The sequence below is a fragment of the Mycobacterium angelicum genome (genome assembly GCF_002086155.1).
Classification (GTDB): domain Bacteria; phylum Actinomycetota; class Actinomycetes; order Mycobacteriales; family Mycobacteriaceae; genus Mycobacterium; species Mycobacterium angelicum.
Window position 1 is genome coordinate 1 of record NZ_MVHE01000060.1, and the last position, 23,583, is coordinate 23,583.

Genomic DNA, 23,583 nt, shown 5'->3' on the forward strand with positions numbered 1-23,583 from the left:
CGAGTCGGGCGTTGCCGCCGTTGCCGCCGTCGCCGCCGGTGCCGGTCACCGCCATTCCCGCCATTGCCGCCCGCTTGACCCAGGCTGGTGCCTGCTGCACCGGCGACCCCGTTGGCGCCGGCGCCGCCGGCACCGCCGTTGCCCCACAGCCACCCTCCAGTGCCGCCCGCGCCGCCGTTTCCGCCGGCGCCCCCGGCGGCCACGCCGCTGCCGCCGGCCCCACCGCTACCACCGTTGCCGATCAGCCCGGCGGCGCCGCCGGCCCCGCCGGCCAGGCCGGATCCGGCCGCTTGCGAAAAGCCGTTGCCGCCGTTGCCGTACAACAGGCCACCTGGCTTGCCATTGGGGTCGGCGGCGGTGCCGTTGGCGCCGTTTCCGATCAGCGGCCGATTGAGCAGCGTCTGGGTGGGCGCGTTGATGGCGTCGAACAGCGTCTGCTGGACGTTGACGCTCTCGGCGGCGGCGTAAGCGCTGCCAGCGCCGTTCATTGCCTGGACGAATTGGTCGTGAAATGCCGCCGCTTGCGCACTGAATGTCTGATAGGTCTGGGCGTGTGAACCGAACACCGCCGCGATGGCGGCCGATATCTCATCAGCGGCGGCTGCCTGTAGCTGCGCGGTCGGGCCGGCCGCAGCGGCGTTGGCCGCAGTGATGGCCGACCGGATCCCAGCTAGATCCGTGGCCGCCGTCGTCAGCAGGTCCGGGGTGGCGATTAGAAACGACATGGCTTTCCCTTCGACGCCGGCTTCGTCCAAACAAGATTCATATGGAGGCAGATGGTATCCGTACTTGCCTATTGGATTTGGCGTTTTGCGCAGCTGCCGGTGCTGTCGCGGCTTGGCGAAAAGCCGTCGTTAATTCACGCGTGCGTCACTTAGCTGACGTGCCAGGCGCTCGGTGAATTCGCTAACCCGCGTGGGGCTGTCCAGCGCGAACAGGGCAGCCGTAGCTCGATCACCATCGTCGTTGTGCCGCACCACAATTGGGACACCATCGTGACGAACGGCGTCGAACGCGTCCTCGTCGGTGATGTCGTCGCCCAGGTAGATCGGTACCAGCGGAGCCGAGCCTTCGTGGATTAGGTGATCGATCACCCAGCGCAGGGTTTTCCCTTTGTCCCAATCGATATCGGGACGCAGTTCGATGACTTCGCGACCCGTCGTTACCCGAAGAGCATCGCGCACACCTGCGGCACGCACCGCTGCGGCAACCTCGCCAACCCGGTCGCGGGCCGCGTTGCGGTAGTGCACGGCGACGCCAAAACGCTTGTGCTCCACCACCACACCGGGAATGGACCCGAGCTGTTCGCGCAATTGAGCGGCGGCCTGTTCCAGCACCGGTATGGCCGCGGCCGCGGCATCGTTTTGGTGATGCGTTCCGTCCGGTGCGGTCAGTTCGAAACCATGGCTGCCTGCGTACCAAATGCCGGACAGGCCGACGCGCTCGGTCACATCGGCGAGATCACGCCCGCTGAGCACCGCGACCGGACAATGCGCTGCCAACTTTGTCAGTGCTTCGGTTGCGCCGGAGGCCGGTACGGCCGAGTCGGGATCGTCGACGATGTCCGACAGCGTGCCGTCGAAATCGAAGAACACCGCGGGTTGGCGGGCGGTCAAGCCGTCGGCGAGGCCCAGGGCCTGCAAGGCATCGGGAAGCTCCGACATGCGGCGGTCTCCGGTCCGGAGGCTTACTTCACCGAGATCAAGCACTACCGCGTCGGCGCCGTCGTCGCGCAGAGCGTCGCGGTGACCGCTCGGATCGACCCCGATCACCAGCGCGAACCCCGAGTCACACGCGGCCGTGACGGCACCCGGGTCGGCGGCGATCACTACGCATCGTCCCGGCCGCGCCGAGAGCCGATTGGCCAACCCGGGCAAGGCGTTGCGCAGGTTGCCTCCGGAGGAGAAGACGCCGGTGCCTACACCGGCGTCTTGCAGCTGCCGGACCAACGCAGGGGCGGAGCCCAACTGCGCATCCAGCAGCACCGCGTCATGGCGGCGCGGGTCGATAGTGACCGGCATTGACCAACCTTCTCACGGTGGTCTGCTCCGGTCGCGACTGCCGGCGAGATTCAGTGCCGGGCGCGCATCGCTCTGGTGCTCGACCCTCGGTGGGTGCCGTCGGGCAACGCTCGCGCGGAACGCTTACGACAGTCGGTGCTGAACAGCAGGACGGAGTCCTGGCTGAGCGCGACCAGGCGTGCCATCCCCAATTGAATGCCGGCCGCCAGCTGCTCCAAGTCGGGAGCGGCGTCGTAGTCGGCGGTGATGCCGAAAACCAGTTCGTTGCCGTAGCTGAGCACCGCGACGCCGGTGCTCAGCTGCAATGCGGTCGGGGGGATGGGCAGCAGTTGGTCCAGGCTCTGGCCCAGCAGCCGGAGCCGGTGGCGGGGGCCGGGTGCATTCGTCGCCAACGTAACGAGGCCTTGCTGCGGCAACCGGGTTAGCGCCTGAATCACCCTGCCGCACAATGCAAATGGCAGGAGGCTTGAGATGCCGTCGATGCGGCGCTGACCCTGCTGCGGTGGTTGGTTCAATCGGTTGTGCACGGTGCGTAGTTGTGTGACGGGATCATGGTGTTCGAGGGGGAGATGCGAAAGACTGTCCGCGAGCGTGCGCAGTGAATCCGCGCGTGGTTGTTCGCCGCGCCGCTGCAGGACCTTGCGGAAGCCCTCGGTAATGGCTGCGAGCGCAACGTCGTTGGCGGCGACGCCGAACTTACGGCACACGGCGTCGACGTCTGCGCGTGGAACACGCACCGTGTGGTACCGCCTCCTGGCCATGGCGGGGTTGATTTGCGTCGTCCACGTCAATGGCCAGCTGACCGCCTGGGCGGCCGCCTGGTAAAGGGTGGCAGGTGCGCGCCAAAGCGCCGCTGTCCAGCTGTTTGCCGCGCCGTTGGCCGAAGAATTCGGTTGGGCCGCAACATGATTAGCGAACAGCCGGTGATCGGCGTCGTCGCAGAGCCGGGTGAGGAATTGAGCCGCCGAGACGCGGTCCGACAGGTAGGGATGAACCTTCATCAGGATCGCCCACCGATTGTTCTTGAGGCCCTCGATAAGCCAGCACTCCCAAAGCGAGCGGTCCGTGTCGAGCGGATGCTCCAAAGCATGGGCAATGGCCCGGAACAACTCGCCGTCGTCTCCCGGCCGGGGCAGCGCGATCCGGTGCACGTGTTGGGCTACGTCGCACTTATGCTGCTCGGGGCCCGGAATCCGTTCCGTCAGAAGGGTTTTGAGTCGATCGTAGCTAGGCATGGCGCCCTTGACGATGGCGACTGCTCCGATCGCCATGCTCGCGTGCCGATCCGCATCGTGAGATCTGCGGAAGACCGCGTCCAGTTTCGTCAATGCCATGACAAGCCCCCACCCGTCGCTTTTTTCAATTAGTACCAGTATCTGCGGTAAGCGGTGTACAGGGTAGGCCTGCAAAGTTAAGAACATGTTTTTCAGTTGAAGATGTGTTTAATCGCGGTGCTGGGTTCAGGCGTCCACGCTGACCGTGTAGACGATTCGAACAAACGTTCGATAGACTGCTCCGGTGGGCTGGGGAAATGGGCCGCCGAGCTGGGCGGAAATGGAACGGGTGCTCGACGGCAAGCCGCGCCATGCCGGTGCCCCGAGTCCGGCTGCCCCGGCTGACGACGCGCCGGTGTCGCACAAGCGCGGGACGTATCGGGCGCCGAACGGCGATCGAGCTCGCTGTTCGGTGGCATATGCCGAGCTGCACACGCATTCGGCGTACAGCTTTCTGGACGGGGCCAGCACGCCGGAGGAACTGGTCGAAGAGGCCGCCCGGCTGGATCTGCGTGCGCTGGCCCTGACCGATCACAACGGTCTGTACGGGGCGGTGCGGTTCGCCGAAGCGGCCGCCGAGCTCGACGTGCGCACCGTATTCGGCGCTGAGCTGTCGCTGGGAGCACAGGCCCGCACCGAGCAGCCGGATCCGCCCGGTCCGCATCTGCTGGTGCTCGCACGTGGTCCGGAAGGCTACCGACGGTTGTCGCGACAGCTGGCCGCGGCGCATCTGGCCGGCGGCGAGAAGGGCAAGCTGCGTTACGACTTCGACGCGCTGACCGAGGCGGCCGGCGGGCACTGGCACATCCTGACCGGCTGTCGCAAAGGCCATGTGCGCCAGGCGTTTTCCGGCGGCGGGCCGGAAGCGGCGCAGCGGGCGCTGGCCGATCTGGTGGACCGGTTCGGCGCGGGGCGGGTCAGTATCGAGTTGACCCATCACGGACACCCGCTCGACGACGAACACAACGCGGCGCTGGCGGCGCTGGCGCCGCACTTCGGGGTCGGCGTGGTCGCCACCACCGGAGCGCATTTCGCCCATCCGTCGCGGCGCCGGCTGGCGATGGCGATGGGCGCCATCCGGGCCCGGCAGTCGCTGGATTCGGCTGCCGGGTGGCTGGCTCCGCTGGGTGGCTCGCACCTGCGCTCGGGTGCGGAGATGGCCCGTTTGTTCGCGCAGCACCCCGAAGCGGTGACCGCCGCCGCCGAACTCGGCGAGCAGTGTGCATTCGGGCTGGCGCTGATCGCCCCGCAGCTGCCGCCGTTCGACGTACCCGAGGGTCATACCGAGGACAGCTGGCTGCGGTCATTGGTCATGGCCGGCGCCGACGACCGCTACGGGCCGCCCGAACGAGCCGCAAAAGCGTACGCACAGATAGAGCATGAGCTGAAAGTCATTGCCCAGCTGACGTTTCCGGGCTACTTCCTGGTGGTGCACGACATCACCCGGTTCTGCCGGAAGAACAACATTCTGTGCCAGGGCAGGGGATCGGCGGCCAACTCCGCGGTCTGTTATGCCCTCGGTGTCACCGCGGTGGATCCGATCGCCAACGAGCTGCTGTTCGAGCGGTTCCTGTCCCCGGAGCGGGACGGGCCGCCCGACATCGACATCGACATCGAGTCGGATCAACGGGAAAAGGTCATCCAGTACGTCTACGACAAATACGGCCGCGACTACGCCGCTCAGGTCGCCAACGTCATCACCTACCGGGGGCGCAGCGCGGTACGCGACATGGCCCGTGCGCTTGGCTTCTCGCAGGGCCAGCAGGACGCGTGGAGCAAACAGATCAGCCACTGGAACGGGCTGGCCGATTCTCCCGATATCGAGGACATACCCGAGCCGGTGATCGATCTGGCCACCCAGATCCGAAATCTGCCGCGACACATGGGCATTCACTCCGGCGGCATGGTGATCTGCGACCGCCCGATCGCCGACGTCTGCCCGGTGGAGTGGGCGCGCATGGAGAATCGCAGCGTTCTGCAATGGGACAAAGACGACTGTGCGGCAATCGGTTTGGTGAAGTTCGATCTGCTGGGCCTGGGCATGCTGTCGGCGCTGCACTATGCGATCGACCTGGTGGCCGAGCACAAGGGCATCGAGGTGGACCTGGCCCGCCTCGACCTCTCCGAGCCCGCGGTGTACGAAATGCTGGCCCGCGCCGATTCCGTCGGCGTATTCCAGGTGGAGTCGCGGGCGCAGATGGCCACGTTGCCCAGGCTAAAGCCGCGGGAGTTCTACGACCTGGTGGTCGAGGTCGCGCTGATCCGCCCCGGACCCATCCAGGGCGGGTCGGTACACCCGTACATCCGGCGGCGCAACGGCATCGACCCGGTCGTCTACGAGCACCCATCGATGGAATCGGCATTGCGAAAGACGTTGGGAGTGCCGCTGTTTCAGGAACAGCTGATGCAGCTGGCGGTCGACTGCGCGGGCTTTTCCGCCGCGGAGGCCGATCAGCTGCGCCGCGCCATGGGGTCCAAGCGGTCCACTGAACGCATGCGACGGCTGCGCGGCCGGTTCTACGAGGGCATGCGCACGTTGCACGGCGCCGACGACGAGGTGATCGACCGGATCTACGAAAAGCTGGAGGCGTTCGCCAACTTCGGCTTCCCGGAAAGCCACGCGCTGTCCTTCGCGTCGCTGGTGTTCTACTCGTCGTGGTTCAAGCTGCATCATCCGGCGGCGTTCTGCGCGGCGCTGTTAAGGGCGCAGCCGATGGGTTTCTACTCGCCGCAGTCGCTGGTGGCCGATGCCCGCCGGCACGGCGTTGTGGTGCACGGACCCGACGTCAACGCCAGCCTGGCGCACGCCACCCTGGAAAACGGCGGGACGCAGGTCCGCCTCGGCTTGGGTGCGGTCCGCTACATCGGCGACGACCTCGCCGAGCGGCTGGTCGATGAACGAAAAGCCAACGGCCCGTATAGCTCTCTGCTGGACTTGACTGCCCGGCTGCAGTTGAGTGTGCCGCAGACTGAAGCGCTGGCGACGGCCGGGGCGCTGGGCTGCTTTGGCATGTCCCGGCGCGAGGCGCTCTGGGCGGCCGGGGCCGCGGCCACTCAACGGCCGGACCGGCTCCCCGGTGTGGGTTCCAGCTCGCACATCCCGGAGTTGCCCGGGATGAGTGAGCTGGAGCTGGCCGGCGCCGACGTATGGGCCACCGGCATCTCGCCGGACAGCTATCCCACCCAGTTCCTGCGGTCCGATCTGGACGCGATGGGCGTCGTCCCCGCCGGCGCGCTGGGATCGGTGCCCGACGGCGATCGGGTGCTGATCGCCGGTGCGGTGACCCATCGGCAGCGGCCCGGGACCGCGCAGGGGGTGACATTCATCAACCTCGAAGACGAGACCGGCATGGTTAACGTGCTCTGCGCGCCAGGGCTGTGGGCACGGCACCGCAAGCTGGCGAACGCGGCCCCGGCGCTGCTGATCCGCGGCCAGGTCCAAAATGCCAGCGGCGCGATCACCGTCGTGGCCGAGCGGATGGGCCGCATCTCCCTCAGCGTGGGATCGCGCTCACGCGACTTCCGCTAATGACCCGCCCGCCAAGTGCCGCGAACGTGCGCAGAATGCCGGCAACTCGCGGCGTGTTGCGTACACACCCGCACGCTCGCCGCAAGCTGGATAGTCTCCACCCATGACCCTCAACCTGTCCGTCGACGAAGTCCTGAGCACCACCCGCTCGGTCCGCAAACGCCTGGACTTCGACAAGCCGGTGCCCCGCGACGTGCTGATGGAATGCCTCGATCTGGCGCTGCAAGCGCCAACCGGCTCCAATTCCCAAGGCTGGCAATGGGTTTTCGTCGAGGACCCCGCGAAAAAGAAGGCGATCGCCGACGTGTACCTGGGCAATGCCCGCGGCTACCTCAGTTCACCCGCAACCGAATACGCAGAGGGCGACACCCGCGGGGAGCGGATGGGCCGAGTTCGCGACTCGGCGACCTACCTCGCCGAGCACATGCACGAGGCGCCGGTGCTCATGCTGCCCTGCATCCAGGGCCGCGAAGAGCAGTCGCCGCTGGGCCCCGTGTCGTTCTGGGCATCGCTGTTTCCGGCCGTGTGGAGCTTCTGCCTGGCGTTGCGGTCCAGGGGGCTCGGTTCCTGCTGGACGACGCTGCACCTGCTCGGCGACGGCGAGCAACAGGTGGCCGAAATCCTCGGCATACCCCACGCCGAGTACAGCCAGGGCGGACTGTTCCCCATCGCCTACACCAAGGGCACCGACTTCCGGCCGGCCAAGCGACTGCCCGCCGCCAGCCTCACGCACTGGAACAGCTGGTAGCAACCGTGGTCCAGGTCGTCATCGCCGGAGCTGGACCCAATGGGCTGATGCTGGCCTGCGAGCTGGGGCTGGCGGGCATCACCCCGGTGGTGTTGGACGCCGGCCCCGGCCCCAGCCAGGAAAGGCGCGCCGAAGGCATTGTGGGACAAGGGGTTCGGATCTTCGATCACCGCGGCCTGTACGAAACGCTGGCACGCACGACCCAACCCCCGCGACCCGCTGCCGGCGCACTGTTCGCCGGCTTTCCGTTGAATTTCGCAGGGACGCCGGATTCCCAGCTGTTCACCCTGCTGGTCCCGCAGCCCAAACTCGCCGCGGTGCTGCTGGCCCGGGCACACGAATACCACGCCGATATCCGCTGGGGTCATGCGCTGACGGACTTCGACCAGGGCGCTGGCGGCGTCACGGTACAAGTCGCCGGTCCCGACGGCCCATACGAACTGACGGCCGACTATCTCGTCGGTGCCGACGGCGGCGCCAGCCTGACGCGCAAGCTGGCCGGCATCGACTTTCCCGGCATGTCGTCGCACGACGTGATCGACCGGGTGGCCTTCGGCGTATTGGTGCCGCAGGACTGGGTCGATCCGGTCAGCGGGTCTCTGCACGTACCAGGGCTGGGCGCCGTCGCGCCCCGGCGGTTCTGCTACACCGACCGCGGCATCTTCGGCTGGGGTCAGCTGGCGGACCGGCCCGGTGTGTTCACCATCGAATTGGATCGCCTGCCCCGCGCAGACCCCGGCCCAGACGGCAGCGCCGCGCCCATGACCCTGGCCGAGCAGCAGGCCAGCATTAAACGTGTGCTTGGCGCCGAGGTGCCCCTGCAGATCGAATCGCCCGACCGGCCACCCGATCTGCGCCGCATCTGTGGGGTCAACTCCAGGCTGGCGTCGCGCTATCGCAGTGGCCGGGTGCTGCTGGTCGGCGACGCCGCGCACGTGCAATCCCCGTTGGGCGGGCCGGGAATGAATCTCAGCCTGCAAGACGCGGTGAACCTCGGCTGGAAATTGGCGGCCGTGCTGGCCGGCCACGTGGGGCCCGACTTGCTCAACACCTATGAAACCGAGCGCCGGCCCGCCGCCGAGCGGGTGATCATGCACAGCCGCGCTCAGCTGGCTTTGCTGCGGCCCGGGCCAGAGGTCGCCGCCGTAAGAGAGCTCTTCGGCGAACTGCTGGCACAGCCCGCGACCCTCGGTCACTTCGGCGACCTGCTGTCCGGCGCCGACGTCTGCTATGCGGCGGGCGCCGACGAGCATCCGCTCGTCGGGCGCTGGGTGCCGGATTTCGCGGTGGCAACCGGCACCGCAACCAGCCGCGTTGCGCAGCTTGCTCGTGATGGAAAGCCACTGCTCGTCGACCTCACCGACGGGGGCGGGCTGGCGACGGCCGCTGCCAACGCCGAACGCGTCACCGTCGCCCATGGACGTCCGATCGGTTCCGTGTCGGCTACCGCTTTGCTGATGCGCCCGGACGGTTATGTCGCCTGGGCGTCGTCAGAGCCGGAACCCGACACCGGTGAGCTGGGTCGCGCGCTTGCCCGTTGGTTCGGCATCGCCCTGGATTGAGCACTGATCGGGGGAGCTGCGGCCCCCCATTCGTACTAGCGGAATCTCCTCACCCGCGCCCGTCAAGTGACCGGCTGTGTCGGCCCGTTCCGTTCGGCAACATCGGAGACACCAAATGTTGCGGGGCAAATCGCAGCGCCCACTACCGATGAGGAGATTCCCATGAACCACGAGGTCCTGTTTCAAGAGGCCGAGACCGCCTACAGCAAGACGGTTTTTCAGGCTGACGACCTCGCGGCCTAAGGCCTAGATCGCTGCGGCCGTGCTGCCGCTCCCGCGCCACGCGTCACCTTCGCCCACGCACCCACCATCGATGAGGAGAAACCCATGAACCACGACATCCTGTTCCAAGAGGTCGAGACCGTGTACACCTGGCCGGTATTCGGAACCGGCGACATCGCCGCGTAGGGAAGCGCTTAGCGGCCGCGTAGTAAGGCCGCCCCGGAAGGCGGGCTCCCGTCCGCCATTCGTAGGACCCGAAAAATCCGCCGGTGTTTCCCCCGATTGGTGGGCTGTGGTTGCGGCACACGGTCAGGCAGGGTCATCTGCGTCACGTTCCGGCGCAATGCGCCTCTGACCGATGAGGAGATTTCGGTGAACCACGAGATTCTGTTCCAAGAGCTCGAGACCGTGTACACCTGGCCGGCATTCGGAACTGGCGACATCGCGGCGTAATCGCTGCGGCGTCTACCAATGCGGAGATTTCGGTGAACCACGACGTCCTGTTCGAAGAGGTCGAAGCCGTTTACAGCTGGCCGGGCTTTGGCGTCGACAACCTGCCTTCTTAGGGACTAAACCGCACCGGAGTAGCCGTGCTGCCGCCACGCCTCATATACGGCGACGGCGGCGGCATTGGCCAGGTTCAATGAGCGCCGGCCCGCCAGCATCGGGATGCGCACCTGCGCGGTGATGTGTTCATCGGCCAGGGTCGCCGCATCCAGTCCGGTGGGCTCGGGCCCGAACATCAGCACGTCGTCGGCCCGGTAGCCGACGTCGGCGAACGACGCAGTTGCCTGCGCGGTGAACGCGAACACCCGCGCAGGCATCAGCGCGTCCCAGGCCTGTGCCAGCGACGCATGCACGCTCACCGACGCCAGGTCGTGATAGTCCAGGCCGGCCCGCCGCAGCTTGGGTTCGGATAAGTCGAAGCCCAGCGGCTCGACCAGATGCAACTCACAGCCCGTCGCCGCCGCCGTCCGAATGGCGTTGCCCGTATTGGGCGCTATGCGTGGCGAATAAAACAGCAGCCGGAACACGACTCGTCATCCTTTCAGCCCCGGCGCGAGAATGGTCATATGGTCGAGCAGAGCATCTGGATGCAGAAGGTCGCCGCCGATCCCGGACATTCGCACTGGTATATCGAGCGCTTCCGGTCCATGGCGCGCGCCGGTGACGATCTGGCCGGTGAGGCTCGCCTCGTCGACGCGATGGCACCCCGTGCCGCCCGCATTCTGGATGCCGGCTGCGGACCCGGCCGCCTCGGCGGATATCTGGCGGCGGCCGGCCATGACGTGGTGGGTGTCGACGTCGACCCGGCGCTCATCGAGGCGGCCGAGCACGACCATCCCGGACCCCGCTGGCTGGTCGGCGACCTGGCCGAACTCGACCTACCGGCCCGCGGCATCACCGAGCCGTTCGACATCATCGTGTCGGCCGGAAACGTCATGACATTCCTGGCGCCAAGCACCCGTGGCCAGGTGCTGGGCCGGCTGCGCGCCCACCTCGCTGGTGACGGTCGCGCGGTGATCGGCTTCGGCGCCGGTCGTGGCTACGAGTTCGGCCAGTTTCTCGGCGACGCCGCAGCCGCCGGCTTGGTGCCGGATCTGCTGCTGTCGACGTGGGACGTGCGCCCGTTCACCGGCGACTCCGATTTTCTGGTCGCGGTCCTGCGGCCCGCCTAGTATCGCCCAGCCCCGTTGCGGCGGATGTTATCTGCTCAGTAACAATTGTGGTGACCGTGGTCTCGCGCACTGAACTGACTGTCATACTCGTCGGATTGCCAGGCGGTTATGTACGCGCCCATGGGTTGGCGGAATAAAGCAGGAAGTTTCATGAGCCTCTCGTTTGCCGGAGCGCTGCATAAGGTTGCGGCCTCGTGACCATGTTCGCCCGCCCGCCCGCGGCCGTCGTGGCGGAGAAACCGCAGAAGCGCCCAGCCGCCTGGTCGATGCGCAACTGGCCGGTGCGCTGGAAAGTCTTCGCGATTGCGTTGGTGCCGCTGATTTTGGCCACCGCGTTCGGCGCATTGCGCGTCGACGCCGCGTGGGCCCGCTCCGGTGAGCTGAGGCTGGTCGCTGCCCGCGCCAACGTGATCCCGGCGATCACCAAGTACATGTCGGCGCTGGACGTCGCGTTGCTGGCCGGCTCCACCGGACGCGACGTCGAGGGGGCGAAGAAGAACTTCACGGCCCGCAAATACGAGTTGCAGACGCGGCTGGCCGACACCGACGTGGTCCCCGACGTCCGGTCCGGGGTGAACACGCTGCTCAACGGCGGGCAGGGACTGCTGGACAAGGTGCTGGACAACAGCATCGGGCTGCGTGACCGGATCACCACCTATGCACCGCTGTTGCTGACGGCCGAGGATGCGATCAACGCGTCGGTGCATGTCGACAACGAGCGGATCCGGGCTCAGGTGCAGGGCCTGAGCCGGGCCGTCGGGGCCCGCGGGCAGATGACGCTGCAGGAAATCCTGGTGACCCGCGGCGCCGACCTGCCCGAAGCGCAACTGCGCACCTCGATGATCACCTTGGCCGGCACCGAACCCTCGACGCTGTTCGGGATGAGCGAGGTGCTCGGCGTCGGCTCACCCGACGCCCGGAACCTGCAGCAGCAGATGGTCGCCCGGATGGCGATCATGTCCGACCCGGCCGACACCCTGGTCGACAATCCCGAGCTGCTGCGTTCCATCCAGGTAACCCAGGACATCGCCGAACAGGTCATCAACGACAGCACCGGGTCGGTGACGAAGTCGGTGCAGGCCCAGGCCACCGCGCGGCGCGACGCCGCGATCCGCGACGCCGTGCTGGTGCTGACCGCCATCGCGATAGCGCTGGTCGTAGTGCTGTTGACGGCCCGCGCGCTGGTCGGGCCGCTGCGAGCGCTGCGCGACGGCGCACTCAAGGTCGCCCACACCGACCTCGACGGCGAGATCGCCCGGGTACGGGCCGGTGAAGAGCCGATTCCCGAGCCGCTGCCGGTGTACACCACCGAGGAGATCGGCCAGGTTGCCCACGCGGTCGACGAGCTGCACACCCAGGCCCTGCTGCTGGCCGGCGACGAGGCGCGGTTGCGTTTGCTGCTCAACGACATGTTCGAAACCATGTCGCGGCGCAGCCGGTCGCTGGTGGACCAGCAGCTCAAACTCATCGACGCACTGGAGCGCAACGAGGAGGATCCCGAGCGACTCGACAGCCTGTTCCGGCTGGATCACCTGGCCGCGCGGCTGCGCCGCAACAGCGCGAACCTGCTGGTATTGGCCGGTGCTCAGATCACCCGCGACAACCGGGAGCCGGTGCCATTGTCGACGGTGATCAGCGCCGCGGTGTCCGGGGTGGAGGACTATCGCCGGGTGGAAACCGGCGGGGTGCCCGACTGCACGGTGATCGGCTCGGCGGCCGGCGGCGTCATCCATTTGCTGGCCGAGTTGATCGACAACGCGCTGAGCTACTCACCGCCCAACACCTCGGTTCGGGTTTCGGCGGTGCGCGGCAGCGAGGGCGGGGTGCTGCTGCGCGTCGCCGACGCCGGGCTGGGCATGACCGACTCGGATCGGCGGATGGCTAACATGCGGCTGCAGGCCGGCGGCGAGGTGACCCCCGACAACGCCCGGCACATGGGGCTTTTCGTGGTCGGCCGGCTGGCGAGCCGGCACGGCATCCGGGTGGGGCTGCGCGGCCCGGCTTCCGGCGAATCGGGCACCGGCACCACCGCCGAGGTCTACCTGCCGCTGCCGGTGCTGGTCGGCGGCGCCGCACCCAAGCGCGGCGGGGTGTTCATGGTTTCGCCGCCGCGAACCGAGCCCGTCCAGCCGGCCGAAACACCCGCTCGAGCCGTCAACCAGAATGGCGCCGACGCGCCGCCGGTGACGTTGTTGCCGCGGCGCAGCCCGGGGTCCAGCGGCGTTGCCGCAGTTCCGGACCAGCCCGAGCAGCCCCGGCCCGAGCAGCCAGAGCAACCGCGTAAAGCCAAGCGCGAACTCAAGACGCCGTGGTGGGAGACCCAGCAGCCGCAACAGCCCGCCGCAACGCCCGCTTGGAAGCCGACTTCGAAGCCGAAAGAGGCCTCGAACACGTCGGCGTTCTTCGCGCACCGCCCGTCGGCGCCCGTCCAGCAACAGGCCGAACCGCCGCCAAAGCCAACGCCAAAGCCGCCGCCAACGCCAACGCCAACGCCCAAGCCAACGCCAGCGCCCAAGCCAAAACCCGAACCAAAGCCCGCCGCGAAGTCGTCGGATCCCGCCGATGACGACGTGATCTATCAGCGCATGCTCTCGGAGATGATGGGCGACCCGCACGAGCTGGCGCAAAGCGCCGATCTGGACTGGAAGTCGGTGTGGGACCGCGGCTGGACGGCTGCCGCCCAGGCCGAGGAAAAGCCCGTCGAAACCCACACCGACCATGGCCTGCCGGTCCGCACGCCCGGAGCTCGGCTGATACCGGGAACGGCGGATCAGCAATGACCTCGAACAGCCCATTGGACTGGCTGGTGTCCAAGTTCGCCCGCGAGGTGCCCGGTGTGGCCCATGCCCTGCTGGTGTCGGTCGACGGGCTGCCCGTGGCGGCCAGCGAGTATCTGCCGCGCGAGCGCGCCGACCAGTTGGCGGCGGTGGCTTCCGGATTGGCCAGCCTGGCCTCCGGCGCCGCCCAGCTGTTCGAGGGCGGGCCGGTGCTGCAGTCGGTGGTGGAGATGCAGAACGGGTTTCTGCTGTTGATGCGGGTCGGTGACGGCTCGAATCTGGCGACGCTGGCCGTCAACGGATGCGACATCGGCCAGATCGGCTACGAGATGGCCCAGTTGGCGGAACGGGTGGGCGGCGTTGTCCAGTCTTCCCGACGGTAGTGACGAGCAGGCGAATCTGGTCCGCCCGTATACGCTGACGGCCGGACGGACCGACACCGATGTCGACCTTCCGCTGGAAGCCCCGGTGCAGACGGTGCAGACGGTGCAGGCAGAGCCCGAATGGCCGCCCAATGACATGCGCGGCAGGATCCTCGAACAGTGCGCCGGCAGCCCGTCGGTGGCCGAAATCTCGGCCCGGCTGGATTTGCCGGTGGGTGTCGCGCGCGTCTTGGTCGGTGATCTGGTCAACTCCGGTTACCTTCGGGTGCACAGGACCTTGACCGACCGTTCCAGCCGCGACGAGCGCCGCGAACTCATAGGAAGGACCCTGCGTGGCCTTAAAGCACTTTGAAACTGGCACCGCGGCCCGTTCTTCCACGAAGATCGTCATCGCGGGCGGATTCGGTGCCGGCAAGACCACATTCGTCGGCGCGGTCTCGGAAATCATGCCGCTGCGAACCGAGGCGATGGTCACCGACGCCTCGGCCGGCGTGGACATGCTCGAGGCCACCCCGGAGAAGCGGACCACCACGGTCGCGATGGACTTCGGCCGCATCACCCTGGCCGACGATCTGGTGCTCTATCTGTTCGGCACGCCGGGTCAGCGCCGGTTCTGGTTCATGTGGGACGACTTGGTGCGCGGCGCGATCGGCGCGATCGTGCTGGTCGACTGCCGCCGCCTCGAAGACAGCTTCGCCGCGGTCGACTTCTTCGAACACCGCAATCTGCCGTTCCTCATCGCGGTCAACGAATTCGACGGCGCCCCAAGGTATCCCATTGACGAGGTGCGCACGGCGCTGACGCTGCCCGCGCACATTCCGGTGATCAGCGTGGACGCTCGCGATCGCAGGTCGGCCACCGATGCGCTGATCGCGGTGAGCGAATACGCCCTCGCCGGCCTGAGCCCCAACTGACCGCGTGCAGTGGGCTGACTGCGAGTTCACCGGCCGGGAGTTCATCGACGACGACCTGAGCCGCTTGCACACCGAGCGGGTGGTGTTCACCGAATGCGATTTCAGCGGCGCCAACCTCAGCGAATCACAGCACCGCGGCTCGGCCTTCAGAAACTGCACGTTCAAGCGAACAACCTTGTGGCACAGCACTTTTGCGCAATGCAGCATGCTGGGCTCGGTGTTTACGCAGTGCCGGCTGCGGCCGGTGACTTTCGACGAGGTGGATTTCACGCTGGCCGTGCTCGGCGGCAACGACCTGCGCGGTGTCGACTTGAGCGGCTGCCGGCTGCGCGAGACCAGCCTGGTGGAGGCCGACCTGCGCAAGTGCGTCCTCAACGGCGCCGACCTGCGCGGCGCCCGGACCACCGCCACCAAGCTGGACGACGCCGACCTGCGGGGCGCGATGATCGACGCCTCGTTGTGGAAAACCGCGTCCCTGATCGGGGCGCGCATCGACGTCCCGCAAGCATTGGCGTACGCCGTGGCCCACGGGCTGCGCCTGGACGCGTAAACCCTCAGCGCCGCAGCCGGATACGCCACAACACGAAGCCGGCATACACCCCGGACAGCACCACCAGCATGCCCATGTCGAGCAGCCACGCGCCCGCATTGTGGTTCCAGTGGCTGTCCTTCGGGCTGAACGGGCTCGGTTCCACCGTATTCAAATCCACCGTCGAGGCCGAGGCGGCAAAACCCCAGCGCGCCGGGGTCAGCCAGGACAGCTGATCGAGCACCGCGCGGTCGGTCACCGGGATCAACCCGCTGGACAGCACCAGCTGCACCATGATCGCCACCACCAGCAGCGGCAGGATCTGCTCGGTCGTGCGGGCCACCGCTGACAGGCACAGCCCCAGCATCGCCGAGGCGATACAGGTGAGGGCGACGGCGACGAACAACTCCAGCGCCGGATTGCCGAGCAGCACCGCCCCGTGCTTCGGCGTGCCTTTGCCGAGTAGGACGATGACGGTTTCGATCGCGGCCTGCGCCGTCGCGAAGACGCAGAACACCGCGACCTTGGCCATCAGGTAGGCCCGGGTGGACACGCCGAAGGCCTGCTCGCGGTGGAAGATGGCGCGCTCGCCGACCAGGTCGCGGATGGTCAGCGCGTTGCCCATGAAGACGGCGCCGACAATCAGCAACACCAAGATCTGCGCGGGTTCTGCGGGTGTCTTGCCATGCGGATCGGCCAGACCGAACCCGGTGGTACCCGGGACGGTCAGCGCAAGCGCCCCCAGAATGAACGGCAACACCGCCAAAAACGCGGTGTACCAGCGATCGGAAACGACCAGCCGGATTTGTCGGCGTGCGAGGGTGAAGAACTGACGCGACACGTCGATGCGTATCGGGTCGCCGAGGTCGCTCGGTTTCGCCTCGCGCGGCAGCTTGGGCTCGCAGCGCTGCTGGGCTAGGAAGCGCCGCTTGGCCTCGTCGGGATCGGCGCCCACTTCGATGAAAATGCGGGCCCAGTTGGTGGTGCCCATGACCGAGCCGATCCGGTCGGGCGGTCCGCAGAATGCCACCTTGCCGCCCGGTGCCATCAGCAGCAACTGGTCGCACAGGTCGAGATGGGACACCGAGTGCGTCACCACCAGCACAGTGCGCCCGGCGTCGGCCAGCTTGCGCAGCATCACCATGACCTGCGAATCCAGCGCCGGGTCCAGGCCCGTGGTCGGCTCGTCGAGGATCAGCAGTGACGGCCCGGTGAGCAGCTCCAGCGCCACCGACGCGCGTTTGCGCTGGCCGCCGGACAGTTTGTCCACCCGGGTGCCGGCGTGTTCGGTCAGATCGAGCTCGTCGAGCACCCGCGCCACCACCTGCGACCGGTCGGCCGCGCTGGTGTCCGGCGGCAACCGCAGCTCGGCGGCATAGCCGAGCGCTTGGTTGACGGTCAGCTGGCGATGCACGACGTCGTCCTGCGGGACCATGCCGATTCTGCTGCGCAGCGTCGGGTACTCGGCGTGGATGTCATGCCCCGCGAAGGTGACCGAGCCGGCGCTGGGGCAGGTGTAGCCGGCGATCAGCCTGGCCAGTGTCGTCTTGCCGGCGCCCGAGCCGCCGATGATCGCCGTCAGGGTGCCCGGCCGCGCGGTCAGCGAGACGTTGTCGAGCAGCTCCTTGCCGTCGACGTTGAAGTGCACGCCGCTGACCTCCAGGCCGCCGGCGCGCGCCGCGGTGTCGGTGTGGTCGATCAGCCGGCCCCCGCTGAACACCAGGTCGACGTTGCCGATGGTGACAACGTCGCCCTCGCTGAGCACCGCTGATCCGACCCGGATCCCGTTCACGTAGGTGCCGTTGATGCTGCGCGCATCCCGTATTTCGGTGCCGATAGACGTCTGCACCAGGCAGGCGTGGTGCCGGGACGCCAGCACGTCGGCGACCACGATGTCGTTGTCGGCGGCGCGACCGATCCTCGTCGAGCCGGCTTGCCGGTCGGTTGCCGACGGCAGGGTCACCGTCGGCAGGGCAGGCAGGGGAGTCGTGCGCTCGCGCTGCTCCGGCCAACCGGGCGGTCCGACCTCGAAGGTCAGGCATGGCCCGTCGGGATCGCCGATGTTGAGCCGTTGGCCGTCGCGGATGTCGATCGTCCGGACGTGACGCTTGTTCAGATAGGTGCCGTTGCGGGAGCGGTTGTCGATCGCCAGCCACCGGCCGCGATCGAAACGCAGTAGCAGGTGCGCCCGCGAGATCAGCGGATGCGCTATCGGTATGTCAGCGTGCACGCTGCTGCCGACCACTATGTCGTGACCCGCTGAGAAGCTGCGTTCGGAACCGTTACCCCGGACGGTGAGCATTGGTGGCGCCACCGTGTTCATGCCGACTAGCTGTAGCCCCTGATCACGGCTTCCAAACTATGATCAGGCCCACCTCAGCGCTTGAGCCGGATCCGCCACCACACGATCACGGTGTAGACCACCGACAGCGCGGCCAGCATCGCCATGTCGAATCCCCACGCGGCACGAGAATGCGTCCAGTGGCTGTCCTCGGGGCTGATGGAACCCGGGACCAGCTGGCGCAGGTTGACCGTGGCCGCCGACGCCGAATAACCCCACCGCGAGGGCACCGCCCAGGACAGCTGATCGAGGAAGATCCGGTTGGTCACCGGGACCATCCCGCCGGCGAGCACCAACTGCAGCATCAGCGATACCACCAGCAGGGGCATGATCTGCTCGTTCGAGCGGGCCGCTGACGACAACAGCAATCCGAGGATCGCGCAGGCCACACACGTCGCGGCGACGCTGACGAACAGTTCGAAACTGGGATTACCCAGCAGCACGGCCTTTTGCTTGGGCGCGCCCTTGCCCACCAGCACGATGGCGGTCGCGATGGCTGCCTGAATGATCGCGAAGAAGCAGAACACGGTGATCTTCGCCCCGAGGTAAGCCCAGGTCGATAGGCCGACGGCCTGCTCGCGACGGAAGATGGCGCGCTCGCCGATCAGGTCGCGGATCGTCAAAGCGGTGCCCATGAACACCGCGGCAATGGACAGCAGAGTCAGTATCTGCGCGGCTTCGTCGGGAGTGTTGCTGCCGGGTTCGCCCATGCCGAAACCCCGGTTGCCCGGAACCGTCAGCGACAGCACACCCAGGATGAACGGCAGGATCGCCAGGAACACGAAGTAGGCGCGGTCGGCCACCACCAGGCGGACCTGCCGGCGCGCGATCGTGGTGAACTGCCGGCGCACGCTGGTGTGCGCCGGTGTCCCCAAATCGCCCGGCGTCTGGGTTTGCGACTGCGGTGGCGGCTGGTTCTGGGCCAGAAAGCGGCGATTGGCCTCGTCGGGGTCGGCGCCCACCTTCGCGAAAATCTGGGCCCAGTTGGTGGTGCCCATGGCTTCGCCGATCTGGTCGGGCGGGCCCAGGAAGGCGGTCTTGCCGCCGGGTGCCATCAGCAGCACCTGATCGCAGACGTCGAGGTAGGTCAACGAGTGCGTGACCACCAGCACCACCCGCCCGGCGTCGGCGAGCTGGCGCAGCATGTTCATCACCTGCAGGTCCAGCGCGGGGTCCAGCCCCGAGGTCGGCTCGTCGAGGATCAGCAACGACGGTCCGGTGAGCAGCTCCAGCGCCACCGATGCACGCTTGCGCTGGCCGCCGGACAGCTTGTCGACGCGGGTGTCGGCGTGCTGGGTCAGCCCCAATTCGTCGAGCACCTGGGCGATCACCCGCGCCCGGTCCTCCTTGCTGGTGTCGGGCGGCAGCCGCAGCTCGGCGGCGTAGCCAAGCGCCTGGTTGATGGTCAGCTGACGATGGACGACGTCGTCTTGGGGGACCATGCCGATGCGGCTGCGCAGCGACGCGTATTCGGTATGGATGTTGTGGCCCTCGAAGGTCACCGCGCCCGAGCTTGGCGTGGTGTATCCGGCGATCAGGCGCGCCAGTGTGGTCTTCCCGGCGCCGGAGCCGCCGATGACGGCGGTCAGCGTGCCGGGACGAGCGGTCATCGAGACCTTGTCGAGCAGGTTCTTGCCGTCGACGCTGTAGGTGACCGCATTGACCTCCAGGCCGCCGGTGCGGGAGGCCGCTTCGGTGCGGCGAACCAGATTGCCGGCGGTGAACACCAGGTCGACGTTGCCGATGGTGACCACGTCGCCCTCTTTGAGGATGGCCGAGCCGACCCGGATCCCGTTGACGAAAGTCCCGTTGATGCTGTGCGCGTCGCGGATCTCGGTGCCGATCGACGTCGGGATCAGGTACGCATGCCGGCGCGACGCCAGCACATCGGCGATCACGATGGCGTTGTCGTCCGCGCGGCCAATCCAGGCCGCTTCCCCGGTGGCCGGCGCAAGTCCCGTCTCGGCGCCCAGGACGTTGACCTTCCCGGTCGGCAGCTGCGACACGGTGATGTCCGGGGACTTGACGGTCGGCGCGATGATCGGAATTTGCTCGGTGCGCTGCGCGAGGTCGGTGGGATGCGGCGGCTCGGCCTGTCCCGGCGGCCCGCTGGGCGGCGGCTTGAGCGGTATGCGCTCCGTCGGAGGCAGCAGCCCGACGATGCCCCGGTGATGTCCGACCTCGAAGGTGATGCGTGGCCCGTCGGCCCGCCCGAGGTTGATGGCCAGGCCGTCGCGAATGTCGACGTGCGGTACCCGGCGGCCGTTGACGAAGATTCCGTTCGCCGAGTTGTTGTCGATCGCGACCCAGCCGCTCTGCTCGAACCGCAGCAGCAGATGCGCGCGGGCGATCAGCGGATGCGCCACGCGCAGATCGGCGCGCAGGTCGCTGCCGACAACCACGTCGGGTCCAGCCGCGAAACTTCGCTGTAGATGGTCAGATCGAACAGTCAGCACCGGCCGCTGGGCTCGAGTCATCAGTTCACCCTAGGCGTGTCAGCGTCGCTTGAGCCGGATCTTCCACCACACGATCGCGCCGTACACGACGCTCAGCACCCCCAGCATCGCCATGTCGAACAGCCAGGCGCTGGCCTTGTGGTCCCAGTGCTGGTCTTTAGGGTCGGTTGGGCCCGGCACCAGCCGGTGGGTGTCGATCGTCGAGGCCGACGCCGCAAAGCCCCATCGCGCGGGCGTGGCCCACGACAACTGGTCGAGCAGGAACCGGTCGGTCACCCAGATCATGCCGCCGGAGAACACCAGCTGCGACATGATCGACACCACCAGCATCGGCATGATCTGGTCCTGGGATTGGGCCAGCGACGACAGCGCCATACCGAGCATCGCCGACGCCACACAGGTCGCCGCCACGGTGACGAACAGCTCGAACCTGACATCGCCGAGCAGTACGGCGTCGGACAGGGGCTTGCCCCAGCCGACCACCGAGATGATGGTGGCGATCGCGGCCTGAATAACCGCGAAGGCACAGAACACCACGATCTTGGCGCCCATATACGCCGCGGTCGACAGGCCGACGGCCTGTTCTCGCCTGAAGATGGGACGTTCGCCGATCAGGTCGCGGATGGTCAGCGCCGTACCCATGAACACCGCGCCGACGTTGAGCATCACCAGAATCTGGTCGGGCTGGGCGGGATTGTTGCCCATCGGATCCGACATGCCGTAGCCGGTTTTGCCGCGAACGGTCAGCGTCAGGATGCCGATGAGGAACGGCAACAGCGCCAGGAACACCGTGTAGCCGCGATCGGAGACCACCAGCCGAATCTGGCGGCGCGCCACCGTGGAGAACTGCCGGAGGACGTCGGTGTGCACCGGCTCGCCCAGGTCAGCCGGGCTGGATTCGGCCGCGGCGACCGGCGGGGGTTGGTTCTCGGCGAGGAAGCGGCGGTTGGCCTCGTCGGGATCGGCGCCCACCTTGGTGAAGATGTCGGCCCAGTTGGTGGTGCCCATGGCCGCACCGATCTGGCTGGGCGGGCCGAGGAACGCCGTCTTGCCGCCGGGGGCCACCAGCAGCAGCTGATCGCACACGTCCAGGTAGGACACCGAGTGGGTGACGACGAGCACCACGCGGCCGGCGTCGGCCAGCTGACGCAGCATCATCATCACCTGGCGGTCCAGGGCGGGGTCCAGGCCGGTGGTCGGCTCGTCCAGGATCAGCAGCGACGGCCCGGTGAGCAGTTCCAGGGCCACCGACGCGCGTTTGCGCTGGCCGCCGGACAGCTTGTCGACGCGGGTGTCGGCATGCTTGGTCAGCTCGAGTTCCTCGAGCACCTGCGCGACCACCTGGGCCCGGTCGGCTTTGCTGGTGTCGGGCGGCAGCCGCAGCTCGGCGGCGTAGCCCAGCGCCTGGTTGACGGTCAGCTGGCGGTGCACCACGTCGTCCTGGGGGACCATGCCGATCCTGCTGCGCATGGACGCGTACTCGGCGTGGATGTTGTGGCCCTCGAAGGTCACCGTGCCGGAGCTGGGGCTGGTGTAACCGGCGATCAGCCGCGACAGCGTGGTCTTGCCCGCACCGGAGCCGCCGATGATGGCGGTCAGGGTGCCAGGGCGGGCGGTCATCGTGATGTGGTCGAGCAGTTGCTTTCCGCCCTCGACGGTGAAGGTGACCGCGTTGACCTCCAGGCCGCCGGTGCGGGTGGCGGCTTCGGTGCGGCGGACCAGGGTGCCCCGGCTGAAGACCAGGTCGACGTTGCCGATGGTGACGACGTCGCCTTCGCTCAGGATCGCCGACCCCACCCGGACGCCGTTGACGAAGGTGCCGTTGACGCTTTGGGCGTCGCGGATCTCGGCGCCCAGCGGGGTCAGGTTCAAGAAGGCGTGGTGCCGCGAGGCCAGGACGTCCTGGATGACGATGTCGTTGTCGGTGGAGCGTCCGATGGTGACCGAACCCGGCGGCTTCTCGTGCGAGCCGGTGCGGGTCAGCAGGGCCTGGAACATTTTCGTGGCGATGTTGCCCGAGTCGGGCGGCTTGACGGCGCGCGACGAGATGTGGGCGTGCGGCCCGGGACGCGACGGCGCCGGCGGCTGCCCGGACGGCCACGGCGCCGAGCTGCTGGGATACATGGGCTGACCGGCTTTGCCCGCCGGCGGCGGGGGACCGGCGCCGGGATGGGTTCGGGTCGGCGGCGGCGGGCCCCAGTTATTCGGTTGCCGGCCGGATGGCGGCGGTCCGGGCGGACCCGGCGGCCAGGGTGCTGACGGCGCCGAGGTCCCCGAGGGCCCCGCCGCGGCCGGCTGCACAATCGGCATCGACTCGGTCTGCGGTGGCCGCCCGGCCATGCCGCGGTGCCGCCCGACTTCGAAGCTCAGCAGCGGCCCGTCGGGATTTCCGATGTTGATGGACTGGCCGTCCTGGATGTCGACGACCGGCACCCGCCGACCGTTGGCGAATGTTCCGTTGAGTGAGTTGTTGTCGATGGCCAGCCAGCGGCCCTGATCGAAGCGCAGCAGCAGGTGCGCGCGCGAGATCAGCGGATGGGTGATCCGCAGGTCGGCCCGCAGGTCGCGGCCGACGACTACGTCATGGCCCGCCGCGAAGGTTCGTTCCGACCCGTCATAACGAACGGTCAGCGCTGGCGGGGCTGTTGGGGGCATCGAATCAACTCTAGCCAAGGCGGGGATTACTGTTGCTGTCCGCCGCGTTCGGGTCGGCCGCATCGTCGAAATGCGGCCGACTCTTCGCTGTGGGACTCCGCAATTCTGCGGTGAACTGGCTCGATAATTCCCGGTTATGGCTCTTTAGCCAATAGGTGTTAGACGCGCCGCGCTGCTGGCAGGCATCCTTGGGCACGTGCGGGAGCTGCCATTACGGAATCCGCCACAGCATCGGAACTGACGGAAGGATACCGCGTGTCCCACGAAGCCTTGTTCACCGAAAACGAATCGGCATATACGTCGGGAGCCGTCCTAGTCGCCCTCACCGAAGACACCGTCGTCGATTGAGTGCGGTGCGATATGCGGTAACCGCTCATCGGCAGGAAAGGAGGTGATTCCATGTCCCACGAACTTCTGTTCATCGAAGACGAGGCAACGTACCGGCTCCACTATGTCTGCTACTGGTTCAACGGGGACTGCATCGACTAGAGCT

At 67.5% G+C, this 23,583-nt stretch carries 15 protein-coding genes and 1 pseudogene; 9 read left to right on the plus strand and 7 right to left on the minus strand.

Translation table 11 applies throughout. The features are described 5' to 3' along the window. The 3 genes and pseudogenes from BST12_RS23360 to BST12_RS23370 all read right to left on the minus strand — a co-directional run. Positions 1–725, minus strand: a pseudogene (locus tag BST12_RS23360) (PE family protein); the annotation flags it as partial. Between the two features lie 129 nt (positions 726–854). Further along, positions 855–2,021, minus strand: coding sequence for a trehalose-phosphatase (gene otsB / locus BST12_RS23365; protein ID WP_083115634.1), 1,167 nt, complete (start codon positions 2,019–2,021; stop codon positions 855–857). A gap of 50 nt (positions 2,022–2,071) precedes the next feature. Beyond that, entirely contained in the window at positions 2,072–3,355 is a 1,284-nt protein-coding gene (locus tag BST12_RS23370) for a wax ester/triacylglycerol synthase domain-containing protein (RefSeq protein WP_083115635.1), read from the minus strand. A gap of 184 nt (positions 3,356–3,539) precedes the next feature. Here BST12_RS23370 and BST12_RS23375 point away from each other — a divergent pair, with 184 nt between their 5' ends. The 3 genes from BST12_RS23375 to BST12_RS23385 all read left to right on the plus strand — a co-directional run bounded on the left by BST12_RS23375 (position 3,540) and on the right by BST12_RS23385 (position 9,134). Continuing rightward, positions 3,540–6,824 (plus strand): error-prone DNA polymerase, encoded by a 3,285-nt coding sequence (locus BST12_RS23375; protein ID WP_083115636.1) that lies wholly within the window; start codon positions 3,540–3,542, stop codon positions 6,822–6,824. Positions 6,825–6,927: 103 nt separating this feature from the next. Further along, positions 6,928–7,572, plus strand: a complete 645-nt coding sequence (locus BST12_RS23380; RefSeq protein WP_083115637.1) for a nitroreductase family protein — start codon at positions 6,928–6,930, stop codon at positions 7,570–7,572. Between the two features lie 5 nt (positions 7,573–7,577). Continuing rightward, the gene (locus tag BST12_RS23385; protein WP_083115638.1) at positions 7,578–9,134 is read left to right on the plus strand and encodes an FAD-dependent monooxygenase; all 1,557 of its coding nucleotides are present in this window, start codon (positions 7,578–7,580) and stop codon (positions 9,132–9,134) included. A gap of 791 nt (positions 9,135–9,925) precedes the next feature. Here BST12_RS23385 and BST12_RS23390 read toward each other — a convergent pair. After that, a complete protein-coding gene (locus BST12_RS23390; RefSeq protein WP_083115639.1) occupies positions 9,926–10,390 on the minus strand; it encodes a tRNA (cytidine(34)-2'-O)-methyltransferase in 465 nt (154 codons plus the stop codon). 39 nt (positions 10,391–10,429) lie between these two features. On the opposite strand from BST12_RS23390, the gene BST12_RS23395 reads away from it, so the two are divergent. From BST12_RS23395 to BST12_RS23420, 6 genes are all read left to right on the plus strand, one after another. Then, entirely contained in the window at positions 10,430–11,035 is a 606-nt protein-coding gene (locus BST12_RS23395; protein ID WP_083115640.1) for a class I SAM-dependent methyltransferase, read from the plus strand. Between the two features lie 194 nt (positions 11,036–11,229). Beyond that, positions 11,230–13,815, plus strand: coding sequence for a sensor histidine kinase (locus BST12_RS23400; RefSeq protein WP_372511094.1), 2,586 nt, complete (start codon positions 11,230–11,232; stop codon positions 13,813–13,815). After that, the gene (locus BST12_RS23405; protein WP_083115641.1) at positions 13,812–14,195 is read left to right on the plus strand and encodes a serine protease inhibitor; all 384 of its coding nucleotides are present in this window, start codon (positions 13,812–13,814) and stop codon (positions 14,193–14,195) included. The genes BST12_RS23400 and BST12_RS23405 overlap by 4 nt, the downstream gene beginning before the upstream one ends. Further along, positions 14,173–14,547 (plus strand): DUF742 domain-containing protein, encoded by a 375-nt coding sequence (locus BST12_RS23410; protein WP_083115642.1) that lies wholly within the window; start codon positions 14,173–14,175, stop codon positions 14,545–14,547. The genes BST12_RS23405 and BST12_RS23410 overlap by 23 nt, the downstream gene beginning before the upstream one ends. Beyond that, positions 14,528–15,109 (plus strand): GTP-binding protein, encoded by a 582-nt coding sequence (locus BST12_RS23415; protein ID WP_083115643.1) that lies wholly within the window; start codon positions 14,528–14,530, stop codon positions 15,107–15,109. The genes BST12_RS23410 and BST12_RS23415 overlap by 20 nt, the downstream gene beginning before the upstream one ends. Positions 15,110–15,113: 4 nt before the next feature. Next, on the plus strand, positions 15,114–15,659 hold the full coding sequence (locus BST12_RS23420; RefSeq protein ID WP_083115644.1) for a pentapeptide repeat-containing protein: 546 nt from the start codon (positions 15,114–15,116) through the stop codon (positions 15,657–15,659). A 4-nt stretch (positions 15,660–15,663) separates the two neighbouring features. Here the strand turns inward: BST12_RS23420 and BST12_RS23425 are convergent, their stop codons facing one another. From BST12_RS23425 to BST12_RS23435, 3 genes are read right to left on the minus strand one after another with little or no spacing between them, the layout of a single operon-like run. After that, positions 15,664–17,961 carry an ATP-binding cassette domain-containing protein gene (locus BST12_RS23425; RefSeq protein ID WP_083115645.1) on the minus strand — a complete coding sequence of 766 codons (2,298 nt, stop codon included), beginning with the start codon at positions 17,959–17,961 and terminating at the stop codon, positions 15,664–15,666. 53 nt (positions 17,962–18,014) lie between these two features. Further along, the gene (locus BST12_RS23430) at positions 18,015–20,456 is read right to left on the minus strand and encodes an ATP-binding cassette domain-containing protein (RefSeq protein WP_083115646.1); all 2,442 of its coding nucleotides are present in this window, start codon (positions 20,454–20,456) and stop codon (positions 18,015–18,017) included. Between the two features lie 18 nt (positions 20,457–20,474). Further along, positions 20,475–23,090: an FHA domain-containing protein gene (locus BST12_RS23435; protein WP_083115647.1), complete on the minus strand. Its 2,616-nt coding sequence runs from the start codon at positions 23,088–23,090 to the stop codon at positions 20,475–20,477. Between the last annotated feature and the right edge of the window lie 493 nt (positions 23,091–23,583).

What these genes read in the sequence shown, in the direction of transcription:
- otsB (WP_083115634.1), bottom strand. Translation starts at nt 2,021, where the DNA reads ATGCCGGTCACTATCGACCCGCGCCGCCATGACGCGGTGCTGCTGGAT.
- BST12_RS23370 (WP_083115635.1), bottom strand. Translation starts at nt 3,355, where the DNA reads ATGGCATTGACGAAACTGGACGCGGTCTTCCGCAGATCTCACGATGCG.
- BST12_RS23380 (WP_083115637.1), top strand. Translation starts at nt 6,928, where the DNA reads ATGACCCTCAACCTGTCCGTCGACGAAGTCCTGAGCACCACCCGCTCG.
- BST12_RS23395 (WP_083115640.1), top strand. Translation starts at nt 10,430, where the DNA reads ATGGTCGAGCAGAGCATCTGGATGCAGAAGGTCGCCGCCGATCCCGGA.
- BST12_RS23405 (WP_083115641.1), top strand. Translation starts at nt 13,812, where the DNA reads ATGACCTCGAACAGCCCATTGGACTGGCTGGTGTCCAAGTTCGCCCGC.
- BST12_RS23425 (WP_083115645.1), bottom strand. Translation starts at nt 17,961, where the DNA reads ATGAACACGGTGGCGCCACCAATGCTCACCGTCCGGGGTAACGGTTCC.
- BST12_RS23430 (WP_083115646.1), bottom strand. Translation starts at nt 20,456, where the DNA reads ATGACTCGAGCCCAGCGGCCGGTGCTGACTGTTCGATCTGACCATCTA.
- BST12_RS23435 (WP_083115647.1), bottom strand. Translation starts at nt 23,090, where the DNA reads ATGCCCCCAACAGCCCCGCCAGCGCTGACCGTTCGTTATGACGGGTCG.